Consider the following 25,835-nt stretch of genomic DNA (forward strand, 5'->3'; position numbering starts at 1 on the left):
TCACACCCGTTCCCATTCCGAACACGGCAGTTAAGCTCTTCAGCGCCGATGGTAGTTGGGGGTTTCCCCCTGTGAGAGTAGGACGCCGCCAAGCAGTTCAATTTATCTTCTCAGAGTTTTAGGAAACATTATATTATTCCGCAGTAGCTCAGTGGTAGAGCATTCGGCTGTTAACCGAACGGTCGTAGGTTCGAGTCCTACCTGCGGAGCCATATGCTTCCATAGCTCAGTAGGTAGAGCACTTCCATGGTAAGGAAGAGGTCAGCGGTTCGAATCCGCTTGGGAGCTTCCCAAACTACCTTTTATAATCAATTAGCGGCCCGTTGGTCAAGCGGTTAAGACACCGCCCTTTCACGGCGGTAACACGGGTTCGATTCCCGTACGGGTCACCATTTTCTTAATATTATTGGAGGATTAGCTCAGCTGGGAGAGCATCTGCCTTACAAGCAGAGGGTCGGCGGTTCGATCCCGTCATCCTCCACCATTTTTAATAGCTTTGATTTGCCGGTGTAGCTCAACTGGTAGAGCAACTGACTTGTAATCAGTAGGTTGGGGGTTCAAGTCCTCTTGCCGGCACCATGTTTCACTTATATGTGGAGGGGTAGCGAAGTGGCTAAACGCGGCGGACTGTAAATCCGCTCCTTCGGGTTCGGCAGTTCGAATCTGCCCCCCTCCACCATCTTTTTTAAAAAAATGTGGATCGGTTATATACTTTCTTTTTAAGGGAAATATATAATTACCGCTTTTTATTTTGCTAACTATTATTTTACATATTTTGGGCTATAGCCAAGCGGTAAGGCAACGGATTTTGATTCCGTCATGCGAAGGTTCGATCCCTTCTAGCCCAGCCATTTGCGAAAGTAGTTCAGTGGTAGAATACAACCTTGCCAAGGTTGGGGTCGCGGGTTCGAATCCCGTCTTTCGCTTTTTATTATTTTTTATACTTAGGGGCCTTAGCTCAGCTGGGAGAGCGCCTGCCTTGCACGCAGGAGGTCAGCGGTTCGATCCCGCTAGGCTCCACCATCAAACTACATACACCAACATTTATGCCTTAAGCCGAATCCGGTTTAAGGCTTTTTTTATACCTTTTTTATTCGGAAGAATGGGACAAATACTGGCATATATAGACTGTATCTTTATACATAAAAATGTCCGGTTGAACCATTGAGTTCAACAGATATAAAATAGAAGAAAGGGGGAATAGTATGTCTATTCAGAATGTTTCGGTTATTGGTCTTCCAATGGATCTTGGTCAGACAAGACGTGGTGTTGACATGGGTCCAAGCGCACTCCGTTGTGCAGGTGTCGTGGAACGAATTGAACAATTACAGATAGAAGTAGAGGATTTGGGAGATATCATAGTGGGACGGCCTGAATCGACTGTTGAGTCTGGTTCAAATTTAAAAAACTTATCACTTGTCGCTAAAGGGAATGCTCAATTAGCGGCAAGGGTAGATAAAATTGTTGCTGACGGATCCTTCCCGCTTGTCCTTGGTGGTGACCATTCTATAGCAATTGGGACGCTGGCAGGGATATCGAAGCATTATGAGAGTTTAGGAGTCATTTGGTATGATGCCCATGGAGATTTAAACACCGAGGAGACTTCCCCTTCAGGAAACATACATGGCATGCCGCTTGCTGTAAGTATCGGGCTTGGCCACCATGATCTCGTCAATCTATATGGTTATGCACAGAAAGTGAAACCGGAGAATATTGTTATTATTGGAGCACGGTCATTGGATGAGGGAGAAAAACTGTTAATACGCGATAAGGGTATTAAGGTTTTTACGATGCATGAAATTGACAGGCTAGGAATGACGAAGGTAATGGAACAAAGTATTGAATACTTACGGGACAAAACGGATGGGGTCCATCTTTCTTTAGATCTTGATGGGGTAGATCCGGCAGAGGCACCTGGGGTAGGGACTCCAGTCCTTGGTGGAATAAGTTACCGGGAAAGTCATTTGGCTATGGAAATGCTGTCTGAATCGGGATTGATTACCTCAGCTGAATTTGTTGAAGTAAATCCCGTTTTAGATGAGCGTAACAAGACGGCAATCGTTGCCGTGGCTCTCATGGGTTCCCTCTTTGGAGAAAAGTTGCTATAAGAGAAGAAATTAAAGAAACAGTAACCATTTTTTATGGGTTACTGTTTTTTTATATGCTAGAATACATGAGTATATTATTTAGGTACGGTTGAAAAAATGTATCATTATAGGATTCCAAGGTCATTCTCCCTTCACTTAACTGTTTGCTTATTATTTATGCTTTTGGTCAAATGAAAATATTGATTCATCAGAATATCAAGTTTGCTACTAACTTCAATCACTTCATTATCTATCATTGAGGAATGGGAAGCTAAGATAATCATTTTCTGTCTGTAGTGTTCAATATGGTCTAGTATTTGTTCTGCAGTCATTATCATGATTCACTTCCTTTGTTTAACAATTTATTACTATATAACCTTGTTTTTTTCGTTTTAAACATAAATTGTAAAAGTTTGTTAAAATAAAAGTAATAAATTATGAAACCTTTCAGCTTACGATTCGTAATAATCGTATAGCCGCATGAAGCGGGGGTAAAAAACAAAAATGGATGGACTCATTAAAGAGAGAATAAACCAAGTGCTAAAAGGGGATCACAATGCATTTGGGGAAATTGTCGAAATTTATAAGGATAAAGTTTTTCAGATATGTTTTAGGATGCTTGGTAACCGTCAGGAAGCTGAAGACCTGTCCCAAGAAGCCTTTGTAAGAGCCTTTGTGAATATTCGAAGTTTTAATATCGATATGAAATTTTCTACATGGTTATATCGCATAGCAACGAATCTCTGTATCGACCGTCTTCGTAAGAAAAAGCCTGATTACTATTTAGATGCGGAAGTCACTGGTACAGAGGGATTGAACATGTATTCTCAAATTTCATCAGACATGGCCATGCCAGAGGAAGAAGTAGAATCATTAGAGCTCCAGGAAACCATCCAGGCTGAAGTTATGAAGTTACCGGATAAGTATCGTTCGGTCATTGTATTGAAGTACATTGAAGAATTGTCATTAAAGGAAATTAGTGAAATTCTCGATTTGCCGGTGGGGACTGTTAAGACGAGGATACATCGTGGGCGAGAAGCTTTGCGTAAACAACTGCGCCATTTATAAAAAGAAGGTGAGAAAAATGAACTGCCACGAGGATATCATTAATTATATGCATAATTACTTAGATGAGGACATTAGACCTGAGCATATAGAAATTTTACGGGAGCACCTCCTTACCTGTCCTGCATGCCGAGATTATTTTAATGAAATGAAAAAAGCAGTTGCTCTTGTACAAAGCACTTCCCATATTAAGGCTCCCGATGATTTTACAGCAAGAGTGATGGCACAATTACCAAAGGAAAAGAAAGCCAGTGGTGCTAAGAGATGGTTTAAGTCTCATCCATTTATGACGGCAGCGGCAATGTTCATTGTATTGATGACGGGTTCTATCTTCTCCACTTACAATCAAGACGAACATTTTTCCGTTTCCAAGCAGCCTAACCTATTAGTTGAAGGAGAAACGGTCATAGTGCCAAAGGGGGAAACCGTTGAAGGGAACGTCGTGGTTCAAAACGGAGATATACGTATTGAGGGTGAAGTAAAGGGAGATGTCACGGTCATCAATGGGCAGGAGTACATGGCAAAGGCAGGGAATGTGACGGGGGATATTGAAGTCATAGATCAAGCTTTTGAATGGATATGGTATAAAATAAAGGACACCGGAACTTCGCTTCTCCCCTCTATATCAGATGAAGATAAAAAGAATTAGTTGGGATGTACAAAAGCACGGTTCTGTTTAGAACCGTGCTTTTGAGTTTGACATCAATTGTGCATAATTAGAATGACCTCCCATATAAATTTCACGACTAGTTTTAGATGTATGATTTAAAAAATGGTATACTATTAAGGTTATTACATAACGATGGTTATTGTGTATTTGGAGTATTACGGACTGGAGGAAACAACATGTCTATTTCCAATTTGAATGTTTGGAACTTTGTAGCAATGTTCATTGATATTTTCCTTGTTTGGTTTGTGATATATAAATTGTTAACTATAATTCGAGGTACAAAGGCCATACAACTGCTAAAGGGTATTTTTGTAATTGTCATTGTAAAAAGCTTAAGCAATCTGTTTGGTTTTAATACCCTTGGATGGTTAATGGAGCAAGTCATGAACTGGGGTGTTTTGGCGATTCTTGTCATTTTCCAACCTGAATTGAGAAGAGCACTTGAACAACTAGGACGAGGAAAGATTTTTTCAAGGGGCAGTGTTCCTGAAGAGAATCAACAAGAGCGTTTAGTAGAAGAAATTTTAAAAGCTTCTACGTATATGGCAAAAAGGCGAATTGGCGCCCTAATTACGATTGAAAAAGGTACGGCACTAGGTGATTATGTTGAAACGGGAATTCCTTTAAGGTCCTATGTTTCTTCTGAACTGCTCATTAATATTTTCATCCCGAATACACCACTCCATGATGGAGCAGTTATCTTACAGGATAATCAAGTCGCCGCGGCAGCCTGCTACCTGCCTTTATCAGAAAGTCCATTCATTTCAAAAGAGTTGGGCACAAGGCATAGAGCTGCCATTGGAATGAGTGAAGTAACAGATAGTGTAACAATTGTTGTGTCTGAAGAAACGGGAGGAATCTCCGTCACCAAGAATGGGGAGCTTTTCCGTGACTTAAGTCAGGATTCATTTAGAGCTATGCTTACAAGTGAACTGGTATTGAAGAATGTCAAAACAACTTCCTCGGGTATTTGGAATTGGAGGGGGAAGAAAAATGGATAAATTCGCGAATAGCGCTTGGTTTATGAGAATTGTCGCTTTTGCCTTGGCTGCTCTATTATTTATATCCGTAAATTTTGAGATGGAGTCTGATAAGAAGTCACTTGGATTGTCTACTGCTCCAGAGAATGGGACGGAAACCATTGAAAATGTTCCTGTCGAAGTGTACTATGACCGTGAAAATTTAGTGGTGAGCGGTGTTCCAGAAACGGTGGATGTCACTTTGAAGGGGGCTAAAAGCCTTTTGATCAATGCTAAAAGCCAAAGGGATTTCAAGGTATATGTAGATCTTTCCGATCCTGAAATTTCCATGGGGGATCGATCGGTCACATTCAAAATAAGCGACTTAAATGAAAAGCTAGTGGCTACGATAGATCCGGAGTATGCAGAAGTGAATGTTCAGGAACGAATGACGAAAGAGTTCAAAGTTGACGCGGAATATAACAGTTCCTTACTAGAAGAGGGGTATACTGCGGGCCAACCAACGGTCAATCCTGAAATCGTGAAGATTACAGGTGCCAAGGATGTGATTGAACAAATATCCTATGTAAAGGCTAACCTTGAAATAAGAAAAGGTCTTAACGAAACGGTGAACGGGCAAGCGACGGTAAAAGCACTCGACCGTGATCTGAATAAGTTGGATGTCACGATTGAGCCTGCTTCTGTAGCTGTATCATTGAAGGTGAGCATCCCTTCCAAGAAGGTATCAATTGAACCCAAGCAGACCGGAAAAGCCAAAGCAGGCGTCCGAATCAAAAGTATTAGCGTCGACCCTAAAGAGGTAACGCTTTACGGTCAAGAAAAGGCCTTGGATAAAATAAATGCATTATATCTTCCAGTTAATATCTCGAAAGTGGATGGGGATACCGAAATGGAACTGGATCTTTCAAAACCTGAGAGCGTGCAAAAAATGTCCTCAAGCAAAGCCACGGTCAAAATCCGCACCGAAAAAATTAATGTGGATGATGAGGAAGAGAAAGAGGAAGAGAAAGAGGTAGAAGAAGTAATAGTTGACGAAGAGGAAACGGTTAAAGAGGAAGAACCGGAAACCATTGAATCCAAGACCTTCACTAACTTGAAAATAATCCCCGTAGGTAAACAGGATAATCAAGAAGTGAAATTGGAAAACGATGTGACGAACATTACATTGAATGGGAAAGCGGAGGATCTAAAAAGAATATCTAAAGACAACATTTCGCTCACGGTTGATGTAAGTAATTTAGATGAGGGTCAGCATGATGTAGAACTGGCAGTAAAAGTACCTGCGGGAGTAACTTGGGAACTAGATTCAAAAAGAGTCGCAGTGTCAGTTTCCTTGTCTCCAAAAGAGGAAGATACATAAGCTGTCCTTAACATCATTTAATTTAGTAACGATTTGAAGAAGGAGCGATATAGATGGGTAAATATTTTGGAACAGATGGAGTCAGGGGAATAGCAAATACGGAGTTAACGCCAGAGTTGGCATTTAAACTAGGTCGTTTTGGTGGCTATGTCCTTACTAAGAATTCAGAAAAACCAAAAGTGTTAATAGGAAGAGATACCCGCATTTCAGGGGAAATGCTAGAAGGTGCTCTTGTTGCCGGCTTATTATCTATCGGCGCTGAAGTTATGCGTCTAGGTATCATATCAACACCAGGAGTGGCGTATTTAACAAAAGCGTTAAGTGCTGAAGCGGGTGTCATGATCTCAGCGTCTCACAATCCTGTAGCGGATAATGGAATCAAATTTTTTGGACCGGATGGTTTCAAACTTTCAGATGAACAGGAAGCTGAAGTTGAGGCTTTGCTTGATTTAGAAAATGATGAGTTGCCACGTCCTACAGGCGGCGATTTAGGACATTTAAATGATTACTTCGAGGGCGGACAAAAATATCTCCAATACTTAAAGCAGTCAGTTGATGAAGATTTTACAGGCATACATGTTGCACTTGATTGTGCCCATGGCGCTACATCTTCCTTAGCCATGCATTTATTCGCGGATTTAGATGCGGATATCTCTACTATGGGAGCATCGCCTAATGGCTTGAACATCAATGATGGGGTTGGTTCCACCCACCCTGAAGCTCTTGCTGAATTCTTAAAGGAAAAAGGGGCAGATGTGGGGCTTGCTTTTGATGGAGACGGCGATCGCATTATAGCCATTGACGAAAAGGGAAACATTGTCGACGGCGATCAAATCATGTATATATGTGCAAAATATCTAAAAGAAAACAACCGATTGAAACAGGGGACAGTGGTTTCCACAATTATGAGTAACCTTGGTTTTTACAAAGGCCTTGAAGAACATGGTATACATAGTGCTCAAACAGCAGTAGGTGATCGCTATGTAGTAGAAGAGATGCGTAAGGGTGGCTATAACCTTGGCGGAGAGCAATCTGGGCATATTATTTTCTTGGATTACAATACAACGGGTGATGGCTTATTGACAGGCTTACAGCTTGTTAACATTATGAGTGAAACGCAAAAACCTCTATCCGAGCTTGCGAGTGAAATGCAAAAATATCCACAGACGCTTATCAATGTTAAAGTAACAGACAAGCATGGGGTAACGAAAAATGAAAAAGTACAGGAAGTCATAAAAGAAGTGGAAGCGGAAATGGAAGGCAACGGGCGAATCTTGGTGCGTCCATCTGGAACAGAACCGCTTGTCCGTGTTATGGCTGAAGCGCCGACTATTGAAGAATGTACGCAGTATGTCGACCGCATTGTAGAAATCGTGAGAGCGGAAATGGGATTAACTGAATAACTAATCGTATGCATAAAGGGAACGAAATTTCCTTTTATGCATATTTTTATTATGAGTCAAATTTTGCTTAAATGTACTAAAGAATTGACCTATGTCCCTTTCATAGGGTATGATTATCCTGATTTATAACTACTTTTTCCAAAAAGTGGTATAAGCATGAAGGAGGGAAGGTATCATAATCGGAAACCAAAAGCGCCTGAACTAAACTGGGTCGAGACGGGTTTAGTTGACGAGGAGGAGGAGTATCGAGTATTCGGCGGATACCTCCCGGCTGAAGTGCACAGCCGTAATAATTCCAATTTTAAAACAGTGGGGCAACCGACTGCACAAAGAGTTGGAAATGTACTAAGGGAAAAAGCCTTCGGGTATTTCCTTTATTAAAATAATATCAGAGATGGGGGGGCAGGGATGCCCTCGCGCATTCCTGTTCCCTCTAATCGGTTGGAGGAACAGAAATTATGTGTGGAATTGTAGGATATATTGGTCTAAATGATGCAAAAGAAGTGTTGTTAAAAGGTCTTGAAAAACTAGAATACCGTGGATATGACTCCGCGGGCATCGCCGTGAAAAATGACGAGGGCATCAAGGTTTTCAAGGAAAAAGGACGGATTGCAGACTTACGCAATGTTGTGGATGAAGGAATCCTAGCAAATACAGGAATCGGACACACTCGCTGGGCCACTCATGGCGTACCAAGTCGTGATAATGCTCATCCTCACCAAAGCAATTCAGGGCGTCTGACTTTAGTTCATAACGGGGTCATCGAAAACTATGCGATTTTAAAACGTGAATATTTGAAGGATGTTGCTTTCAAAAGCGAAACTGATACGGAAGTCATCGTTCAGTTAGTAGAGAAATTCGTGAACGACGGTATGGAAGTGGAAGAAGCATTCCGTCACACACTCACGCTTTTAGAAGGTTCGTATGCACTTGCTTTGTTGGATGCTGAAAACGATGAAACAATCTTTGTTGCTAAGAATAAGAGTCCATTATTGATCGGAGTGGGTAAAGACTTCAATGTTGTCGCTTCTGATGCAATGGCGATGCTGCAAGTTACCGATCAATTCCTTGAATTAATGGATAAAGAAATGGTCGTAGTCACGAAAGAAAAAGTAACCATTAAGAATCTTTCCAATGAAGAAGTACTTCGTGCTCCATTCACGGCAGAACTGGATGCCAGTGATATAGAAAAAGGCACATATCCACATTATATGCTTAAAGAAATTGATGAGCAGCCTACTGTCATCCGTAAAATCATTCAAGCTTACCAAAATGAAGAAGGTAAATTGGCGATTGATTACAATATTGCAGAGGCTTTAAGCGAGGCGGACCGTATCTATATTGTGGCTTGTGGAACGAGCTACCATGCAGGCTTAATCGGTAAGCAATTCATTGAAAAAATGGCTAAAATTCCGGTTGAGGTTCATGTAGCGTCAGAGTTCACTTATAACATGCCGATATTATCCGATAAGCCGCTCTTCATCTTCATTTCTCAAAGTGGGGAAACAGCAGATAGCCGTGCAGTGCTAGTGGCCATTAAAGAACTTGGTCATAAAGCATTAACCATCACAAATGTACCGGGCTCTACATTGTCACGGGAATCAGATTATACACTTCTGTTACATGCAGGTCCTGAAATTGCTGTAGCCTCTACCAAGGCATACACGGCTCAAGTAGCTGTATTGGCCATATTGGCGAACGTGACAGGACAGTTCCGTAACCTTTCATTCGATTTCGATCTTGTCAAAGAACTTGGAATTGCTGCAACAGGTATGGAAGCTCTATGCGACTCGAAAGAAGAGATGGAAGAAATCGCACGTGAATATCTATCTGTGACACGTAACTGCTTCTTCATTGGTCGATCTCTTGACTTTTACCTGGGTCTTGAAGGTGCCCTTAAGCTGAAAGAAATCTCCTACATCCAGGCAGAAGGCTTTGCCGGTGGAGAGCTTAAGCACGGAACGATTGCCTTGATTGAGGATGGAACACCTATCATAGCCCTTGCTACGCAAGCAGGCGTCAATCTAGGCATCCGTGGGAACGTCAAAGAAGTGGTCGCTCGTGGTGCGAACCCTTGCATCATTTCTATGAAAGGGTTGGAAGAAGATGATGATCGCTTCGTCATCCCGGAAGTGAACGAACTATTAACACCGCTTGTCTCTGTTATCCCGCTACAACTCATAGCGTACTACGCTGCCCTACACCGTGAGTGTGACGTGGATAAACCTCGTAACCTTGCTAAAAGTGTAACGGTTGAATAAGTAGGAATGACTTGTTTGTGCTAATCGTGACTTTGAAAAAAGACACGATGAAACACCCCTTTAGATTATCTAAAGGGGTGTTTTTATGTCTAAAAGAGAAAACATCACAAGTTTAAGAAAGGATAAAATATGTCGATGCGTTTGATAATCAAAAAAATGAGGGGAAACTCAGTTAGGTCATAATACTGCTTTAGTTAAAAAAGAAAGGATTTAAACATATTCAAATAGAATTGTAATTTAGGATGGTTTGAATCAAAATTTCAGGCCATCTTTTTTATGTAAAAAAGGAAATACTTAGATATTTAATTCGAATAGCAAATGATATCAAAATTAACTTTATATATTCCTTTACACTCAAAAGTGAGGTGAGCTAAATGTATAGCAAGGTAACTCAGGATGTTATTTATTTCTTAGAAGACCGTTTACTAGAAGACTGGAAGTTAGCAGATTATGCATTTGAACTTGGTTATTCTCAATTTCACTTGTCACGTGTTTTCAAACGAGAAACAGGCATTTCAATCAGTGAATATATCCGTAAGCGAAGACTAGCAACAGCTGCAATGTATTTACTCCATTCAGATGAAAGGATCATTCAAATTGCCTTTGACCTACAATTCCAGTCACAAGAAGCTTTTACACGTTCTTTTAAAGAGCTATATAAAATGCCACCAGGTAAATATCGCAAGCTGATGCGAACACTACAAGGAATGGAGGAAGTTGAAATGACCGAGAAAACAAATATTAAAGGGTGGCTATTAAGTGGTTCTCACCCGAATCTTTATGAAATGGTAACCGACCCAAAAGTTTTTCATACAGGAACCAGATCAGGTTTACTGGCTTCAAAAACCGATGCTGGCGAAGGGCAGTTCGGAACGATGATGCAGAGCTTTTCAGCAGATAACTGGAAAGGGAAACGTATTAAAGTATCCTGTTTCTTAAAAACAGAGGAAGTTGTAAAATGTGGGGTCTGGTGTCGGGTGGATAATGCATCAGGTGACATGATTCAATTTGATAATATGGATAACCGTTCGATTCATGGTACAACGAATTGGAATATTTATTCCGTTGTTTTGGATATCCCAAGTGATAGTGCATCCATTCACTTTGGGGTGCTTTTAATAGGAACAGGAAAAGTATGGGCAGATGGCTTTAAGTTTGAAGAAGTTAACACTACCGTTCCTACAACGAATATATTACATCAGGAGTATCTACCATTGGAGCCGGTGAATTTAGGGTTTGATGAAATATGTTCATGATAGAAGTTTGTATGGAAATAATTTTTACATTGTATACATCATTGGGATTAGGAGAGAAGGATCCAAAAGAGAATGATAAAGCAGAGTAAAGAAACCCGGGCATCTTTCTCTTCTATAAATAAAGCAAATCATCGCTCGCCTTTCACTCTCCCCCAAAAGACGAGTTTTTTATCATAACGCCATTTTTTTCAATGAAATTATATTTCAAGAAGAGGAAGGTGGATGAATCATGGAAAAATATAAAACTCTCTTCAATGAAATCATGACGAATGATCCATACATCATGTCTGTGTTAAAAGTTGTTGAACAGGTAAAGATGGATGATTGTTGGGTTTGTGCAGGGCTAATTCGAAACAAAGTGTGGGATGTCATACATAATATCAAGACACCTATCAATGATATAGATGTTATTTATTTTGATCCAACAGATACATCGATAAGCATGGAGAAGCATTTCGAAAAAGTTCTGGAAGGGCTAATGCCGCAGCAACCTTGGTCTGTAAAAAACCAAGCACGCATGCACGAAAAAAACGACGCTCTCCCCTACAATTCCTCTTATGATGCCGTAGCTCATTTCCCTGAAAGTCCGACGGCAATTGCTGTGAAATTACATAATAATAAGCTAGAAGTGATGGCTCCTTATGGATTAACTGATTTATTTGAAAAGATAGTAAGACCTACGCCGTTATATACTAGAAATAATAAATTATATCCTGTATTTAGTGAGCGTATGCAGGAGAAAAAGTGGAATGAAATTTGGCGAGATTTATATATAGAAATGTAAGGAAGGAAGTGGAGAGTTACTTTCCTACTTGGGGATTTTCCGGCCTTCCTCCTATGCTCGAATTAAGTGATGTTTTGGAACTACCCATGTTTACGTAATAAACAGGTGTGATTTTAATCAAGGTTCCTGTTAGTTTCAGGGCAGAAAAGAAACGGTTTGAAAAAGATTTCTTAAACTATTTGCAATCCCTACCATTTGATGGTATGCTTAGTTTAATTATTCATGTTCGGTACTAAGAATACTAAAAGTACTACTTTTCGTTTCGATGATGACTTAGAGCAAGGATAGTAATACAATGTGCTTTAGCACTAGGAGGCAACAACAATGGAACAAGGTAAAGTGAAATGGTTTAACGCAGAAAAAGGATTTGGCTTCATCGAACGCGAAAACGGAGACGATGTATTCGTACATTTCTCAGCTATCCAAAGCGAAGGATTCAAATCTTTAGACGAAGGCCAAGAAGTTACTTTTGAAGTAGAACAAGGTCAACGCGGACCTCAAGCTTCTAACGTTCAAAAAGCATAATTTCTAAAAACAAAAAAGGCAGATCCTATTTATAGGGTCTGCCTTTTTTGTCGTATAAAAAAATATAACAAAAAACCCTGCTCATGATTGTGCAGGGGTGAAGAAACAAGTAAAGTAAAGCGCTTAAAAAGGCCTACTAAGTATAGCATAGTTTTTTTCAAAGCAAACTCATTTGAAGGAAAGTGTAAAGGGTAAAAGATTGAAAAAGGAGTCTTTCCTACGCGTACTGAAAAATATCAGCTTTTAAAAGTGTGTATATATTTATCTAAAAGGAATGAATTCGTGCACATTCAAATGGTGGTTTGAGTATAATGTAAAATGTGGTATATTATAATCAAATGTAGGTTTGAATGAATGGATGTGAGAAGATGGATGAAATGAAAGACATGTGTGAGGTTCACCTGCATGATGAAGAAAAGGTGAACCGTATCCAAAAGGTAATAAGTCAGGTTGATATTTCAAGTATGTCGAAGTTGTTTAAAGTAATCGGTGATGAAAACCGGGTGAAAATCTCGTATGCACTTTGTGAGGATGAAGAGTTATGCGTATGTGATTTGGCCAATATCATCGGGGCTTCCATGGCGACAACCTCTCATCATCTCCGTACTCTATATAAACATTCCATTGTGAAATACAGGAAAGAAGGAAAATTAGCTTTTTACTCATTAGATGATGATCATATAAAACAGTTAATCCTTATCGCACTAGCCCATCAGCAGGAGGTGAGAGTAGATGGATGAGTCACAATACAAGACGTATCGGATTCAAGGTCTGTCCTGTACGAATTGTGCAGCGAAATTCGAGAACAATGTACGCGGACTTGAAGGAGTGAAGGAAGCAAAGCTCAATTTCGGGGCTTCGAAGATATCCATTTCCGGAAGCGCGACGATTGAAGATATAGAGAAGGCTGGAGCCTTTGATAATCTGAAAATTCGAACTGAACAGGAACAGGTGACAGAAAAGGAACCGTTTTGGAAGCAAAAAGAGAATATCAAGGTCGTTCTTTCCGCTATACTTCTTTTTATCAGTTGGATGCTGGAACAGTGGTATGGAGAGGGTAGTCTTTTGCCGGTCCTTGGTTATGGGGCTGCCATTTTAGTCGGAGGATACTCTTTATTCATGAATGGGTTGAAAAACCTGATAAGACTTCGTTTTGATATGCATACGCTCATGACAGTAGCCATTATTGGAGCGGCAATCCTTGGTGAATGGGGCGAGGGCGCAACTGTGGTCATCCTATTTGCTATTAGTGAAGCGCTTGAAAAATATTCAATGGATAAAGCTCGAAACTCCATTGAGTCCCTTATGAACATTGCTCCTAAAGAAGCATGGATCCGGAGGGGCCATCATGAAATGATGATGGCTGTCGATGCCATTGAGGTGGGCGACACTATGATCGTCAAACCTGGCCAGAAGCTTGCTATGGATGGAAGGATCATAAAGGGCTCCTCCACACTGAATCAGGCGGCCATTACGGGTGAATCGGAACCGTTATTTAAAACGGTCGAAGAAGAAGTGTTTGCTGGGACGCTGAACGGCGAAGGCCTTTTGGAAGTGGAAGTCACGAAAAGGGTTGAGGATACGACGATTGCTAAGATCATTCATCTTGTAGAAGAGGCACAAGCAGAGAAGGCTCCTTCCCAAGCGTTCGTTGATAAATTTGCAAAATTCTATACTCCGGCCATTATGCTGATTGCGTTAGCACTTGCAATCATCCCACCATTGATGATGGATGGAGAATGGGGAGATTGGATTTACCGCGGATTGACTGTGCTAGTGGTCGGATGTCCCTGTGCATTAGTCATTTCCACACCCATCGCGATTGTGACAGCCATTGGGAATGCAGCGAAAAACGGTGTTCTAATCAAAGGCGGAATCCATTTGGAAGAAGCGGGTGCCTTGAAGGCAATTGCTTTTGATAAAACGGGTACATTGACAAAGGGAATACCTGAAGTGACGAATTTTTCGATGATTGTAGTTGATATGAGTGAAAGGGACGCGTTAGGAATTGCTGCTGCTTTAGAAAGTCGTTCGCAACATCCTTTGGGGACGGCTATTCTCCAACAAGCGGATAGCCAGGCCATAGACTATCGTTCTCTCATGGTTGAAGATTTCACAGCATTGACAGGTAAAGGGTTGAAAGGAACAATTAATCAAGAAGTCTATTATATTGGTAAACCACATCTCTTTGATGAAGTGGGATTAACCATTTCTGAATCTGTTCAACATCAGATCCTTGACTACCAGAATGAAGGGAAAACGGTGATGGTCCTGGGCAATCGAATTCATGTTCTTGCACTGATTGCTGTGGCGGATGAAATAAGGGAAAGCAGTAAGGAAGCTATCCGTAAATTACATGCATTGGGAATTGAAAAAACAATCATGCTGACCGGCGATAATATTGGGACGGCAAAAGTGATTGGCGCAGCTGCTGGCGTTCATGAGATTCAAGCGGAATTATTGCCTCAAGATAAACTGTCCTCCATCAAACAATGGAAACAGAAATATAATCGAGTGGCTATGGTAGGCGATGGTGTCAATGATGCCCCTGCCTTGGCAGCTTCCACGGTAGGGATTGCGATGGGAGGAGCAGGTACGGATACGGCTCTCGAAACAGCAGATATCGCTCTGATGGGTGATGATTTATCGAAGCTACCTTACACCATTTCTTTAAGCAGGAAAACGTTGAAAATCATTAAGCAGAATATTACGTTTTCGTTAGCGATTAAGGTAGTGGCTTTACTGTTGATTGCGCCGGGCTGGTTAACACTTTGGATGGCGATCTTCGCCGATATGGGTGCGACGTTGATTGTAACGTTGAACAGTCTAAGATTGCTGAGAATAAAAGAATGAAATAAAAAGGGTTTCTTGATTCCAGGAATCAAGAAACCCTTTTTATTGCTATACGTTTCATGTGAAACGTTAAAATTCCATGAACTAATTAATAGGAAAGTTACCAAAGCCGTGACTTAATGGGATGAAAAGAAGCAGACTAATGTAGAGAGTTGTTATGTTGATATGAATTTAGGATATATTGAAAGCATAGCCAGGATAATACTATGAACAGGATAGGTAGTGTGCTACAATGTGGCTGACTTTTATAGGAATGCAGGCCACGGATCTGTGAGTTTGTTGAAATAGATTACGGGAGTATGGGAAGGGATTTGGAAGGATGGAGTTACACCAGAAGGCAATATTAGTAGGGGTCAATCTGAATAGCCAAAAGGATTTTGCTTATTCGATGGAGGAGCTCGCCAATTTAACAGAAGCCTGTGAAGTAGAAGTGGTTGGAAGCATCACGCAGAATATGCATCGGGTCACTTCCTCGCATTTCATCGGCACAGGGAAAATCGATGAAGTAAAAGCGCTAGTGGAGTACAAAGATGCGAATGTTGTGATCTTCAATGACCAACTATCACCCTCACAACTGCGAAACTTGGAGCGAGATATGGATTGTAAGGTGATTGATCGGTCTATTCTCATCCTGGATATCTTCGCGCAACGGGCTAAAACGAAAGAAGCTCAGCTCCAGGTTGAAGTGGCAAAACTTCAATATATGCTCCCCCGCCTCATCGGTTTGAGGGAATCATTAGGTCGCCAGAGCGGTGGAGTGGGTACCAATAAGGGAGCCGGGGAAAAGCAACTTGAACTTGACCGCAGGAGAATTGAGGAGAACATTAGTGTACTGAATAAGGAATTGGAAGAACTTGTTGCACACCGTCAAACCCAGAGGAAACAACGGAAAAAGAATGCAATACCTGTTGTGTCTTTAGTGGGTTACACAAATGCCGGGAAATCATCAATCATGAACGCATTAATTGATATGTACCATCCTACATCGGAAAAGCAGGTACTAGAAAAGGACATGCTTTTCGCTACGCTTGAGACGTCCGTTAGGAACATTCCATTGCCGGATAATAAGGAATTTTTGCTTACGGATACCGTTGGATTCGTATCTAAACTGCCCCACCATTTGGTTAAGGCGTTCCGTTCAACCTTAGAGGAAGTGATTGAGGCCGATTTACTGATTCATGTTGTTGATTATTCCAATCCTAACCATGAACAACAGATTGAGATAACAGAACAGACATTAGAGGATATCGGCATTAAAGAAATACCAACTATTTTTGCTTATAATAAAGCAGATATGACTGACATTGATATTCCACAGGTAAACCATGATTCCGTTTATATGGCAGCCAAAAACAAGGTGGGCATCAAGGAATTGATAGATCAGGTTCGGGGTCATATCTTTAAGGACTATATTCACTGTCAAATGTTGATTCCATACGATCAGGGACAGTTGGTGTCCTATTTCAATGAAAATGGACATATAACGGAAACGGAGTATGAAGAAAATGGAACCAAAATAAAACTTGAATGCAAGCAGACGGATTATGAAAAATATCAAAAGTATGTGATGGACTAATCCTATTGCCTTTCTGTTCCTGATTTTCAATACATGTTAATAACTTTGTTTTTTTTAGTACAAGTTATTCACATAGAATTTAAATGTGTATAACTTGTGGATACTTTAGAGGAAAAGCCTCGAAAACTTGAAATGAAGTTTCGAGGCTTTTTATTTTGTGGACAACTTGTTGATAAGTATGTAAAGCATTACGAAAAATGGCGAATAGTTAGCAATAAGAGTAGGATATTGATTTTAACCATCGATTTCTGTAAAGAAACATAACATAGTTCTTACATAGTGCACATTATGTAGTTAGCTTTATTTTACACTTTGTATAATGTAACTGCCTTCCTATTATTATAAAATAAAGAATATTCATTTTATTTAGATATCAATAGATGAATAGGGGGCAATTGGTGATTATAAGTGTAACCTGTAAAGAGAAAATGACAGTGCTACAGCCATAAATCATCATAAAAGTTGGGATAGGATATTGCTGATGCGAAGACTGAAAGCAATTCCTGCCTTTTTATTTTCCACAATAATTTCTTTGGAAGGAGAATAGTAGATGGATATGACAAGCGCGTTAAAAGACGATTTGAAGAGAAACTTCCAGGAGGCAGAGAGGGGTTTAACCCCAAGAGAGGCACTGGAAGAATCTAATCGATGTTTATACTGTTATGATGCTCCTTGTATCCAAGCCTGTCCTACAGGCATAGACATTCCTACCTTTATAAAAAAAATCTCATCAGGGAATTTAAAAGGTTCGGCCAAAACGATCATGACGGCCAACCCGGTCGGTGCCAGCTGTGCGCGGGTATGTCCGACAGAAGAGCTATGTGAAGGGGCATGTGTCCTGAATCATTCTACAAAACCAATTCCTATTGGAGATCTCCAGCGTTATTCCACAGATTGGGCCATTCAAAATAAACAAGCTCTATTCAAGGCCGGCAAGAAGAATGGCAAAACGGTAGCCATTGTCGGAAGTGGTCCTGCGGGCTTGTCTGCAGCAAGGGAATTAGCTTTGCTTGGCTACAGCGTAACCATCTTCGAAGCAGAGAAGAACCCTGGCGGATTGAACACGTATGGAATAGTCTCCTTCCGTTTGCCACAATCCATTTCCTATTGGGAAGTTGATCAAGTAAAGAGCCTTGATGTAGAAATAAGAACGAATTCCAGGGTGGGAGTGGACATTGCCGCTACACAACTGGTTAAGGACTATGATGCAGTTATTTTAGCAATTGGTATGTCCGAGGTACCTAAACTAGGTATTGAAGGAGAGGACTTGGCTGAAGTATACGATGCAATCGATTTCGTTAAAGCGACAAAAACGGAGGCTATTACTGATAAATTTGTTGGCAAGAAGATGTTGGTCATAGGTGCTGGGAATACAGCCATCGATGCTGCAACCTGTTCGGTCCGTCTTGGGGCTGAAGAAGCTGGAATCATCTATCGTCGAACTCAGGCGGAAATGACAGCTTATGATTTTGAATATGAGTTTGCCAAACAGGAAGGAGTCCATTTTCATTGGCTGACGAATCCTTCTAGAATTGTGGCTGATGAAAAGGGTCAGGTAACGGGCATTGAGTGTGTGAAAATGGAACTTAGTGAGGCAGGGGAAGATGGCCGCAGACGTCCGATTCCGATTGCAGGCTCTGAATTTATCCTTCCAGCTGATGGTGTGATTCGTGCGATAGGACAATCACGATATGTTGATCTAATTGAACAATTCAATATTGAGCATGATGGAGGCGTCGTTACATTGACTGGAGGCTCCTACAAGACGTCCAATGAGAAGGTATTTGCTTGTGGGGATGTCATCTTTGGGAAGGGCCAAGGCGAGGCGATGGTCGTTTCCGCAGCTCAACAAGGGAAAATGACAGCTTATGAGATTGATGGAATTTTAATGAGAAAAGCAGAAGACATAGCTTAATAAAATGAGAATAGGGAGGCGTATCAATGGCTGATTTATCAATTAATCTTGCAGGTATTAAATCTCCTAACCCTTTTTGGCTTGCTTCGGCCCCACCAACTAATTCGGGGTATCAAGTTCAGAGGGCTTTCGAAGCTGGATGGGGAGGAGCTGTTTGGAAGACACTTGGGGATCCCATCCTTAATGTTTCCTCTCGTTTTGCAGCCGTCGGTTTTAATGGCCAAAGAGTAGCAGGATTCAACAATATTGAACTGATTACAGATCGTCCGCTTGAAGTGAACCTTCAGGAGATATATGAAACGAAAAAGAGATTTCCCGATCATGCGATCATAGCGTCCGTAATGGTTGAGCCACAGCAGGAAAAGTGGCATGAAATTATCAAAAAGATAGAAGCTGTGGGCGTGGATGGTTATGAATTGAATTTCGGGTGCCCGCATGGGATGGCCGAAAGAGGAATGGGGGCTGCATCGGGTCAGGTTCCTGAGCTGGTGGAAAAACAGACATATTGGGCGAAGGAAGTGGCCTCGAAACCAGTCATCGTCAAGCTTACCCCTAATATTACCGACATTACGGTTACCGCTGAAGCTGCTGTAAGAGGGGGAGCGGATGCGATTAGCATGATCAATACGATCAACAGTCTTGCAGGGGTGGATATACATTCATGGAACACGATTCCCCATGTAGGTGGGAAAGGGGCACACGGTGGTTACTGTGGTCCTGCAGTGAAACCAATCGCCTTGAATATGGTGGCTGAATGTGCAAGAAACCCACGATTTAATGTCCCGATATCCGGTATTGGAGGGATTTCTAATTGGCAGGACACGGTTGAGTTTTTATTGATGGGCTCGACAGGCGTACAGATTTGTACCGCGGCCATGCATCATGGTTTCCGGATTGTAGAAGATATGATTGACGGTCTGTCTAATTATCTTGATGAAAAAGGAATTGCTTCCGTGATGGATATCGTCGGAAAATCTGTACCACGATATTCCGATTGGGGAAATCTGGATTTGAATTATAAAGTAGTCGCCCGCATCAATAATGATGTGTGCATCAACTGCAATAAGTGTCATATAGCCTGTGAAGATACTTCTCACCAATGCATCGATATGCTAAAGGACACTTCAGGAAATTCATTTTTGCGAGTTCGTGAAGAAGATTGTGTCGGCTGTAATCTTTGTTCAATCGTATGTCCGGTTGATGGAGCAATCGATATGGTTGAAATGGAAAGCGATCTAGCTCCTATGACATGGAATGAGCGTCAGGGTCTGCTTGGGAACATCGGTACTGAACGTGTTGATTTCGTAAAATAATGGAGGGGTAAGTCTATGAAAAAAATTATTAAAAACGGAACCATTGCAACAGCGGCAGATACGTATCAAGCAGATATTTTGATAGAAAATGAAATCATTACATTGATTGGTAAAGACCTTTCAGCGGATGGAGCGGAAATCATTGATGCCAAGGGTGCTCTTATCTTCCCTGGAGGAATAGACCCACATACCCATCTAGATATGCCGTTTGGTGGGACGACCACTAAGGATGATTATGAAACGGGAACGATTGCAGCGGCCTATGGAGGAACGACGACGGTCATTGACTTCTGTTTAACGGATAAAGGTGAGCCATTAAAGGATGCCATTGCAACATGGCACGAAAAAGCGGCCGGCAAAGCGGCCATCGATTATAGCTTTCATCTCATGATCAGTGAAATCAATGATGAAGTTCTGGCGGAGCTGCCAAGCATCATCGAAAAAGAAGGGATTTCTTCTTTTAAAGTGTTCATGGCTTACAAAAATGTCTTTCAGGCAGATGATGCAACGCTTTATCGGACTTTGCTTCAGGCAAAAGAACTTGGCGCTCTTGTCATGGTCCATGCGGAAAATGGGGATGTCATCGATTATTTAACTAAGCAGGCACTCGAAAAAGGACAAACGGACCCGATTTATCATGCCTTAACTAGGCCTCCAGAGCTTGAAGGAGAAGCAACAGGAAGAGCAGCGAAGTTAACAGAGATGGCAAATGGCCAACTTTACGTCGTTCATGTCACTTGCGAAGATGCGGTAGAGAAAATTACCGAAGCAAGAAATAAAGGTGTGGATATCTGGGGAGAGACCTGCCCACAATACCTTGTTCTGGACCAAAGCTATCTCGAGAAGCCCGATTTTGAAGGGGCTAAATATGTCTGGTCTCCACCATTAAGGGAGAAGAAGAATCAGGATGTGTTATGGAACGCCTTAAAAACAGGCCAGTTGCAAACCATAGGCTCAGACCAATGTTCTTTTGACTTTAATGGACAAAAGGACCTGGGACGTGACGACTTTACAAAAATTCCGAACGGAGGACCGACGATTGAGGACCGAATGAGTATCCTTTATTCAGAGGGAGTCAAAAAAGAACGCATCACCTTGAATCAGTTTGTCGACATTACTTCTACGAAAGTAGCCAAACTTTTTGGAATGTTCCCTAAAAAAGGAACGATAGCAGTTGGTTCCGATGCCGACCTTGTCATTTTTGACCCGAAAGTGGAGAGAACGATTTCTGCCGATACCCACCATATGGCTGCAGACTACAATGCCTTTGAAGGAATGAAAATTACAGGTGAACCGGTTTCGGTCTTATCGCGCGGTCAGTTTGTCATCCGTGATAAACAATTTGTGGGAGAGGCTGGAAAAGGACAATTTTTGAAGCGGGCTAAATACAATACATCACTAGAGTCTGATTCAGAGCAAAAGCTTACAGTCTAAAGTCACCAGAAGTTCTTTAGCAAATAAAAGGGGGATTTTATGGATGAGTGAAAAAGAGGATTATTTAAAGTCTCCCGATTTGCTGCCTATACCGCATAGAGAGAAGAACATTAGCGCAGTGGGGTTTGGATTCATCTGGGTAGGGATGGCTGTAGTATTGGCCGCCTTTGCCATTGGAGGAAATGGGATCCAAAGCCTATCGCTTGGTTGGGTTGTACTTGCAACAGTTATTGCCTGTGTGGTTCTTGGTTTTTTAATGACAATGACAGGAGATATAGGCGTTGAGCATGGTATTTCATTTCCTATATATATGAGGGCGCCTTTTGGAACGATAGGGACTCATATTCCTTCGCTTGTCAGGGCTTTTGTTGCCTCTTGCTGGTTTGGTCTGAATACTTATTTTGGTGCAACGGCGATGAATGCCATTTTCGCCACTCTTTTTAATTTTGACAATTGGTTTATCTGCTTTCTGGTTTTTGCGCTTTTACAACTGGTTAATACAGCGATGGGAATCAAGTCAATCGAACGGTTTGCGGATTTGGCAGCACCCGCAATCATCTTGATTTCCGGTTGGATGTATTTTACGCTTTCTGATCAAGCCATAGCCCAAGGAAGGGATGTTTGGTCCTGGATTGAGAGTCCGGTAACCGGGGGTGCGGCTGTAACAGCTTTCATGGTCGTCATCATGTCAAATATGGGATTTTGGGGAACGTTAACAGCGGATATGCCGACGCTATCTCGTTTTATAAAAGCACCAAAAAATAAGAAGAACTGGTTTAAGCGCAATAAGGGCCAGATTATAGGTAACGTTATTACCTATCCCATCACTCAGACGTTCATGGTTATTATTGGAGCGGTTTCTTACATGGCCGTTTCCAATTATGACCCAGTCGTAGCTATACAGGGGTCAGCCAGCGGCATTACCCTTGGTATCCTTTTGCTCATGATCGTTTTTGCCCAATGGTCAACGAATACTACGGCCAATGTCATTCCGGCTGCAACAATCTTCTCGAATGTACTGGGTCCTAGAATGCCGTTTTGGTCCGGGGTTGTTGTAGCAGGGATTATTGGTATCGTCGTCCAACCATGGAGCCTTTTCGACGTTATTATTGAGGTTTTACTGATTGTCGGCGGGATATTAGCCTCCATTGTGGGCATATTGGTGGCCGATTATTATTTTCTTCGTAAGCGCCGAGTCAATGTACCAGATTTATATGAAAATGAAGGGCAATATAAGTACATGAACGGTGTAAACTGGGCGGGAATCATTGCTTGGGTTATTGGAGGAAGTGGCGCCACAATATTCTCCAATTATTCATTCATTGTCGGTTTTGTACTTGGAAGTGCAAGCTATTATGTACTGGCTAAATACTGGTGGTTTAAGAAGTATGAACAAGCGGAAATTATAGATCCGAGCGATGAGAAATATTTAGGTATTTCTGTTGGCAGGGATTGGGTTATTGGAGAGAGAATAGAAGACGAAAAAGAGTCATTGAATATGTCTTTAGACAGTGAGAACGTTAATTAAGGAGGCGTGGAACATGTCTGAATATCAAGAGTATCGCTTAGAAAGGGAACAAATTGATTTTTTGCTTGAACGAGGGTACAGAATCACCCGAGTCTCTGAAAATTTAAGTGGCGCTTTTCTTGATTTCGAATTGATAGAAGGAACGAAACAGGAATGGAAGCAGTTAAATATCAAAACACCAGAAGGAAGAAAGTATTTCTCAACATTACTTTTTACAAAACCCAATTAAAGAATGATACATGGAATTGTAAAGTCGGCCTATTTTCAGTTGAATAGGTCATTTTTTATGTGGTTGATGAATAGATATCGACTTGTAAAGTGAAATGACTTAAGAGAAAATGAAATGTATAGCACGAATTCTACAAAAAAATATAAAATTTTTGTAGAATTTTGACGTTAGATAATATGTCCAGTATCTGGAGATTTACAGATTGTCCGTTTATAATAGAATCTATAGCTCTATAAAAGGATGGTGGTTGGATGAATACGTCGATTACAATTGAGGAAATTTTAACGCGCAGGCATTTTAACCGGATAGATGTAGTCGGAGGGATCAGTGGATTAAAGCGCCAAGTTAAATGGGTCCACTGTTTGGAAGTCACCCAAATCAGCCATTTATTAAATGGAAATGAACTAATTCTTACCACCGGTTTAGGATGGAAGGATTCCGATAGCACCTTTCTTTCTTATCTAAGTCAGCTCATTAAGTGTGAAGCGGCAGGACTCTGTATAGAGATGGCTACTCATTCTATGTCAATTCCGCAGTCTGCCATTGATCTTGCAGATAAGCATGGTTTTCCTCTTATCTTATTTAATCAAGAAGTCCCTTTTGTTGAAATTACTCAGGATATTCATTCGTTAATCATTAATAAACAGTATCAGATGATTTCTAACTTAGAAACCTACTCACAGCAGTTAAATAAAAAACTCCTCGAAATTGACCATTATGAACCAATTCTAAAATTTCTTCATTCATATTTAAATGTACAGGTTATGCTTATTTCTAATGAAAGTGAAATAGCCTATATTCCAAAAATAAAGAAAAAAATTATCCATCAATTATTATCAGAAATATCTGAAGATAAGTCGCACGCAAGTAAGTTCGTGTTGAAACAAAGGATTCGTGTCCTTGGTGAGAATTATGCGGAATTAGTCATTTACAGTAGCGATAGAGAGCTGACTGACTTCGATTCCCTCATCTTGGATCGAACGGCTACGGCTTTAGCTCAATATCTATTACGTGAAATCTATTTAGAAGAAAAGAAAATATCTGAAGAAAGTAAATGGCTCACGAACTGGCTTGAAGGGGAATGTAGTGATGAAGTCATTCGAGAGCAACTTTCTTACATAGATCCGAAAATGCAATTGGAAGGCGGAATCGTTTGTATCTGCAAACAACACTCAAGAAATAATAAAACTTCCACTAAACTAGATGGAACATATTTCAAAATCTTGTTTAGATCCGTTTTTGAACAGTATGGATTTCAGGTTTTTCCCATGGAGATTCACCAACATCTGGTTTTTATCTTAGGGGATAATCGTTCGCCTGAAGATTGGAAAGGGAGAGTGACGGAGGCCTTGGATCGAATCGCTAGAATGGATGCTACCGGCCGGAATCGGATGAACATGCTTTCTATTGGGTTTGGTAAATATGTTGGTAAGTTAAGTGAAATTTATAAGAGTTACGATACCGCACGTGAGACTTTATTACTTCAGGAGACTCTAACGGAGGAAAACAAAAGCTATTTTTATCAAGATTTACATATGTATAGAATGATTGCTCTCATTAATAAGCATGGGAATTTAGAAGAAACCGTGTATGAATACTTAGGTCCCGTTATTGAATATGATAAACGAAACAATGGTGAATTGATGCCTACATTAAAGACGTATCTAGCTTGTAATGGCTCCAAACAGGAGACATCCAAACAATTATTTATCGTTCGACAAACACTTTACCATCGCCTTGAAAAGTTAGAAAGACTATTAGGCGCTAATTTTATGAGGTCCGATCAACGTTTGGGCATTGAGTTCATGATTTTTGCTCTAGACTATTTAAAACTTCGTAAGAGGAAGGTAAATGAAAATATAGTTGACGGGTATGTGGAGAATTAAATTTAACACTGTAATAAAAGGGTGTCTAAAAGGCATCCTTTTTTTATGTGAAGTCACATGGCAGGGAGGACTAAGGTTCCATGGTAAAAATATACTGACATCAAAGAGTTGGCCTTTACAGCTCTTCGATGTCAGTGGCATTTTTTAATATTCATCTTTTTTTGAAAGGCAGTGGTCACATTCCACGAGGTAGGATTCGGCTTGTTCTATAATTTGATTCCCGCATTCTGGGCATTGCTTGGGTGGAAGAGTTCTGAAGAATTCCATTGGATTTTTGGTTTGCATATAGTTTCCTCCTTCAATTGTTTTAGTAGTCTTCGCTTTTAGAAAGGCAGCGGTCGCATTCCATCAGGTAAGATTCAGCATGTTCGACGATATGATCGCCACATTCTGGACAGTACTTGGCAGGTATACTGTTGAAAAATTCAATCGTTTTTTTAGTTTGCAAAATGGTTTCCTCCTCTAAGGGTTTTATCTATTCCTCACGTTTAGAAAGGCAACGATCACATTCCATCAAGTAAGAAACGGTGCCATTAAAAAGTGTTTCACCACACTCTGCACATTGGGTTATTGACTGATCTTTGATACTTTCTAATTGATTCGTTTGCATGTTACACTCCCTTTCTATAGTACAGTTTTTATTATTTACTTGTTGTTATAATACAGTATATACCTGTAATTGGAAAAAGTATAGGTGTTTTACATGAAAT

23 protein-coding genes, 9 tRNA genes and 1 rRNA gene are annotated in these 25,835 nt (G+C 40.9%); 30 read left to right on the plus strand and 3 right to left on the minus strand.

The genetic code is table 11. The features are described from left to right. The 11 genes from rrf to rocF all read left to right on the plus strand — a co-directional run. Window positions 1-94: ribosomal RNA gene (rrf, locus tag ACQKL5_RS18800) — 5S ribosomal RNA — on the plus strand; the annotation flags it as partial. Window positions 95-137: 43 nt separating this feature from the next. After that, window positions 138-212: transfer RNA gene (locus tag ACQKL5_RS18805), tRNA-Asn, on the plus strand. Window positions 213-215: 3 nt separating this feature from the next. Then, window positions 216-288: transfer RNA gene (locus ACQKL5_RS18810), tRNA-Thr, on the plus strand. A gap of 29 nt (window positions 289-317) precedes the next feature. Beyond that, window positions 318-392 (plus strand) — tRNA-Glu (locus tag ACQKL5_RS18815). 16 nt (window positions 393-408) lie between these two features. Then, window positions 409-484 (plus strand) — tRNA-Val (locus tag ACQKL5_RS18820). Between the two features lie 19 nt (window positions 485-503). Next, window positions 504-579 (plus strand) — tRNA-Thr (locus tag ACQKL5_RS18825). A gap of 16 nt (window positions 580-595) precedes the next feature. Then, window positions 596-679 (plus strand) — tRNA-Tyr (locus ACQKL5_RS18830). A 97-nt stretch (window positions 680-776) separates the two neighbouring features. Further along, window positions 777-851: transfer RNA gene (locus ACQKL5_RS18835), tRNA-Gln, on the plus strand. A gap of 3 nt (window positions 852-854) precedes the next feature. Next, a tRNA-Gly gene (locus ACQKL5_RS18840) sits at window positions 855-926 on the plus strand. Window positions 927-947: 21 nt separating this feature from the next. Next, window positions 948-1,023: transfer RNA gene (locus ACQKL5_RS18845), tRNA-Ala, on the plus strand. Window positions 1,024-1,205: 182 nt separating this feature from the next. Then, entirely contained in the window at window positions 1,206-2,108 is a 903-nt protein-coding gene (rocF, locus tag ACQKL5_RS18850; protein WP_427610403.1) for an arginase, read from the plus strand. A gap of 131 nt (window positions 2,109-2,239) precedes the next feature. On the opposite strand, the gene ACQKL5_RS18855 is transcribed toward rocF, so the two are convergent. Then, complete coding sequence (locus ACQKL5_RS18855; protein ID WP_427610404.1) at window positions 2,240-2,425, minus strand: Spo0E family sporulation regulatory protein-aspartic acid phosphatase; 186 nt, start codon at window positions 2,423-2,425, stop codon at window positions 2,240-2,242. 166 nt (window positions 2,426-2,591) lie between these two features. Here ACQKL5_RS18855 and sigW point away from each other — a divergent pair, with 166 nt between their 5' ends. From sigW to ACQKL5_RS18950, 19 genes are all read left to right on the plus strand, one after another. Beyond that, window positions 2,592-3,155, plus strand: a complete 564-nt coding sequence (gene sigW / locus ACQKL5_RS18860; protein WP_427610405.1) for an RNA polymerase sigma factor SigW — start codon at window positions 2,592-2,594, stop codon at window positions 3,153-3,155. 16 nt (window positions 3,156-3,171) lie between these two features. After that, the gene (locus ACQKL5_RS18865; protein WP_427610406.1) at window positions 3,172-3,801 is read left to right on the plus strand and encodes an anti-sigma factor family protein; all 630 of its coding nucleotides are present in this window, start codon (window positions 3,172-3,174) and stop codon (window positions 3,799-3,801) included. A gap of 197 nt (window positions 3,802-3,998) precedes the next feature. Then, a complete protein-coding gene (gene cdaA, locus ACQKL5_RS18870; RefSeq protein WP_427610407.1) occupies window positions 3,999-4,823 on the plus strand; it encodes a diadenylate cyclase CdaA in 825 nt (274 codons plus the stop codon). After that, window positions 4,816-6,162 carry a CdaR family protein gene (locus tag ACQKL5_RS18875; RefSeq protein ID WP_427610408.1) on the plus strand — a complete coding sequence of 449 codons (1,347 nt, stop codon included), beginning with the start codon at window positions 4,816-4,818 and terminating at the stop codon, window positions 6,160-6,162. The genes cdaA and ACQKL5_RS18875 overlap by 8 nt, the downstream gene beginning before the upstream one ends. 53 nt (window positions 6,163-6,215) lie before the next feature. Beyond that, on the plus strand, window positions 6,216-7,565 hold the full coding sequence (gene glmM, locus ACQKL5_RS18880; RefSeq protein WP_427610409.1) for a phosphoglucosamine mutase: 1,350 nt from the start codon (window positions 6,216-6,218) through the stop codon (window positions 7,563-7,565). 156 nt (window positions 7,566-7,721) lie between these two features. Then, complete coding sequence (locus tag ACQKL5_RS18885; RefSeq protein ID WP_427610410.1) at window positions 7,722-7,946, plus strand: hypothetical protein; 225 nt, start codon at window positions 7,722-7,724, stop codon at window positions 7,944-7,946. A gap of 77 nt (window positions 7,947-8,023) precedes the next feature. Then, window positions 8,024-9,826: a glutamine--fructose-6-phosphate transaminase (isomerizing) gene (gene glmS, locus ACQKL5_RS18890; protein ID WP_427610411.1), complete on the plus strand. Its 1,803-nt coding sequence runs from the start codon at window positions 8,024-8,026 to the stop codon at window positions 9,824-9,826. A 374-nt stretch (window positions 9,827-10,200) separates the two neighbouring features. Continuing rightward, a complete protein-coding gene (locus tag ACQKL5_RS18895) occupies window positions 10,201-11,082 on the plus strand; it encodes a helix-turn-helix transcriptional regulator (protein ID WP_427610412.1) in 882 nt (293 codons plus the stop codon). Between the two features lie 229 nt (window positions 11,083-11,311). Then, window positions 11,312-11,866 (plus strand): nucleotidyltransferase family protein, encoded by a 555-nt coding sequence (locus ACQKL5_RS18900; protein ID WP_427610413.1) that lies wholly within the window; start codon window positions 11,312-11,314, stop codon window positions 11,864-11,866. Between the two features lie 324 nt (window positions 11,867-12,190). Then, on the plus strand, window positions 12,191-12,391 hold the full coding sequence (locus ACQKL5_RS18905; protein ID WP_034304915.1) for a cold-shock protein: 201 nt from the start codon (window positions 12,191-12,193) through the stop codon (window positions 12,389-12,391). Between the two features lie 377 nt (window positions 12,392-12,768). After that, entirely contained in the window at window positions 12,769-13,131 is a 363-nt protein-coding gene (locus ACQKL5_RS18910) for an ArsR/SmtB family transcription factor (protein WP_427610459.1), read from the plus strand. Continuing rightward, window positions 13,124-15,244, plus strand: coding sequence for a heavy metal translocating P-type ATPase (locus ACQKL5_RS18915; RefSeq protein ID WP_427610414.1), 2,121 nt, complete (start codon window positions 13,124-13,126; stop codon window positions 15,242-15,244). Before ACQKL5_RS18910 ends, ACQKL5_RS18915 begins: the two co-directional genes overlap by 8 nt. A gap of 319 nt (window positions 15,245-15,563) precedes the next feature. Then, window positions 15,564-16,820, plus strand: coding sequence for a GTPase HflX (gene hflX, locus ACQKL5_RS18920; RefSeq protein WP_427610415.1), 1,257 nt, complete (start codon window positions 15,564-15,566; stop codon window positions 16,818-16,820). Window positions 16,821-17,376: 556 nt separating this feature from the next. Further along, window positions 17,377-18,735 carry an NAD(P)-dependent oxidoreductase gene (locus ACQKL5_RS18925; RefSeq protein ID WP_427610460.1) on the plus strand — a complete coding sequence of 453 codons (1,359 nt, stop codon included), beginning with the start codon at window positions 17,377-17,379 and terminating at the stop codon, window positions 18,733-18,735. Window positions 18,736-18,761: 26 nt separating this feature from the next. Further along, window positions 18,762-20,048: an NAD-dependent dihydropyrimidine dehydrogenase subunit PreA gene (preA, locus tag ACQKL5_RS18930; RefSeq protein WP_427610416.1), complete on the plus strand. Its 1,287-nt coding sequence runs from the start codon at window positions 18,762-18,764 to the stop codon at window positions 20,046-20,048. A gap of 15 nt (window positions 20,049-20,063) precedes the next feature. Beyond that, a complete protein-coding gene (gene hydA, locus ACQKL5_RS18935; protein WP_427610417.1) occupies window positions 20,064-21,482 on the plus strand; it encodes a dihydropyrimidinase in 1,419 nt (472 codons plus the stop codon). Window positions 21,483-21,525: 43 nt separating this feature from the next. Beyond that, complete coding sequence (locus tag ACQKL5_RS18940; RefSeq protein ID WP_427610418.1) at window positions 21,526-23,010, plus strand: NCS1 family transporter; 1,485 nt, start codon at window positions 21,526-21,528, stop codon at window positions 23,008-23,010. A 13-nt stretch (window positions 23,011-23,023) separates the two neighbouring features. Beyond that, a complete protein-coding gene (locus ACQKL5_RS18945) occupies window positions 23,024-23,239 on the plus strand; it encodes a hypothetical protein (protein WP_427610419.1) in 216 nt (71 codons plus the stop codon). Between the two features lie 251 nt (window positions 23,240-23,490). Next, a complete protein-coding gene (locus ACQKL5_RS18950; protein WP_427610420.1) occupies window positions 23,491-25,125 on the plus strand; it encodes a PucR family transcriptional regulator in 1,635 nt (544 codons plus the stop codon). A gap of 144 nt (window positions 25,126-25,269) precedes the next feature. Here ACQKL5_RS18950 and yhfH (ACQKL5_RS18955) read toward each other — a convergent pair whose 3' ends face one another. Together yhfH (ACQKL5_RS18955) and yhfH (ACQKL5_RS18960) are read right to left on the minus strand one after the other, a co-directional pair. Then, window positions 25,270-25,410, minus strand: a complete 141-nt coding sequence (gene yhfH, locus ACQKL5_RS18955; RefSeq protein ID WP_402969337.1) for a protein YhfH — start codon at window positions 25,408-25,410, stop codon at window positions 25,270-25,272. 22 nt (window positions 25,411-25,432) lie between these two features. Next, a complete protein-coding gene (gene yhfH / locus ACQKL5_RS18960; RefSeq protein ID WP_427610461.1) occupies window positions 25,433-25,576 on the minus strand; it encodes a protein YhfH in 144 nt (47 codons plus the stop codon). Window positions 25,577-25,835 lie beyond the last annotated feature (259 nt).

It is taken from the genome of Peribacillus sp. NPDC097675 (genome assembly GCF_050277655.1).
GTDB lineage: Bacteria > Bacillota > Bacilli > Bacillales > DSM-1321 > Peribacillus.